We start from the raw sequence: 1,731 nt of genomic DNA on the forward strand, positions 1-1,731 counted from the left end.
GTGGCCGGATTTTACTCCGCCCCTACGGCGTGATTATCGCGCCGTTACCGTGGCAGACTTTTGCACCGCCGCTCTCAGTAGTCTGACGCGCTGGCATTTCTGTGCGATTCCTCGCAGGCCAAAACTTCCGTTGCCAGATAGAATTTGATCTCGAACATCCCGTCATATCCGGTGAAACGGACACAGCGGCTTCTGTCGTCAAAACTACGGGCGCTGTTTGGAAACGATATTCCCACTAACGCCCACCCTCATCCTGCCAACGATCAACAGCACTGCCCCTCGGATGTAGTTCAAGGTTTGCCATGGCTGAGGACCATTTACGGTTCGCCAAAGAACCCCGGAGAGCGGTTCTGTTCGGCACACCGCTACGGAACTCGGCAGAGAGGAAGAGCAAAGCGTCACGTTTCGTATCGGAGCTCGCGATGGACTCAGAGGATCTCAGGACGTCCCTGACCAGCTTGAAGCCGACAGGGTCAATATTCGATGCTGCTGGATTGGAAGACATTGCGTCCTCCTTTGTTGGGGCAAGGTTTTGCGCCCTTGATGACAGCGCCCTGGAGACGAGCCGTCACTACGATCTTACGTCGTGCAAAAATACTGGATTACAAGGGATGATCGTGCACAGCGGCTACGGAGCAATGTCCAAGGGCTTTCGGCGACCCGATGCTGGACAACTAGAGGGGTAATTTCTTGTATTGATGTATGAGAAGAAATTTTGGTTCTTAACTCATTTCCCTTTGATCCGGGTACCTTGCCCAGCCATCGGTTGATCTATGAATCGAATCATAACAATTTCCTTGTCGCGTCGAAGGGTTCTTTTCCCGATTTTGGCCTACGTGATTGAATGTCTGATAACGGACAGAGGCTGCCGGAAACCAGGCTAGCAACTCCTTTCAACCCGATACGAGGGTGAGAAACATGAGGATTGCCTAATATGAATTCTGCGGTTCAGAATTTTTTGAGAACAGCTGACGAACAGACCAGAACAGCACTACGCCAGTGACTACAGGCGCTGCGAGTTCGTCCAAGAGTTGCGGTCCTCTTGGTGAGTCTTGCATGTTGTGCCCCCAATGGTGTGGCTTCACTGAATGTCGCATTTCGGACATGTGCTCCGCGTCACTTGTACGAGGTCGTTGACCTGACCATAGATAAGCCACGACAGAAGCTGACAATGAGACATCGTTCGCAACTTCATGGCGCGTACGGCTAGGAGAAAATCATTGCTCTTGCCCTCACTGAGGTTGAGAGAATGGGCATTCCTTCGCAAACAGCTATTCGGAACCTTATTATTCGTGCCTTGAGCCCGAATGATTTCGCAAGCCTTTCCCCTCATCTCGAAGAATTGGACCTGCCTCGGCTTTATCAGATGTCGGCGCCAGGCATGGTCACCGACTACTGCTACTTTCTGGAGTGCGGGCTCGGATCCGTTGTCGCTGAGGTTAAGGGAGGTAGAAAAGCAGAGATCGGTATTTTTGGTAATGAGGGGATGTCACCGACATCAATGATCATGGAAGCGCCGACAACCCCGTACTCAACGTTTATGCAGATCTCTGGGCGTGGTTACAGAGTTCGCAGTATCCGACTATCCCACGCCGTCGAGGGAAGCTTCCGGCTGAGATCGCTGCTTCTCCGATTTGCCCAGGTGATGTCCGTCGTAACCGCCCGGTTGTTACCGCGGAGATTTTGCTTTGATGCGAGCAACAAGCTCTTTGTCGTCGACAAATCCGTCGA

At 52.3% G+C, this 1,731-nt stretch carries 1 protein-coding gene and 1 pseudogene; one reads left to right on the top strand and one right to left on the bottom strand.

Features of this window, described 5'->3' with window-relative positions; translation table 11 throughout:
* Window positions 1-74 precede the first annotated feature (74 nt).
* The gene (locus tag AAIH70_RS30925) at window positions 75-236 is read right to left on the bottom strand and encodes a DUF1488 family protein (RefSeq protein ID WP_430038170.1); all 162 of its coding nucleotides are present in this window, start codon (window positions 234-236) and stop codon (window positions 75-77) included.
* Between the two features lie 1,013 nt (window positions 237-1,249).
* Here AAIH70_RS30925 and AAIH70_RS30930 point away from each other — a divergent pair.
* Window positions 1,250-1,731, top strand: a pseudogene (locus tag AAIH70_RS30930) (hypothetical protein); the annotation flags it as partial.

This window comes from Neorhizobium sp. BT27B (assembly GCF_050455485.1).
Classification (GTDB): Bacteria; Pseudomonadota; Alphaproteobacteria; order Rhizobiales; family Rhizobiaceae; genus Neorhizobium.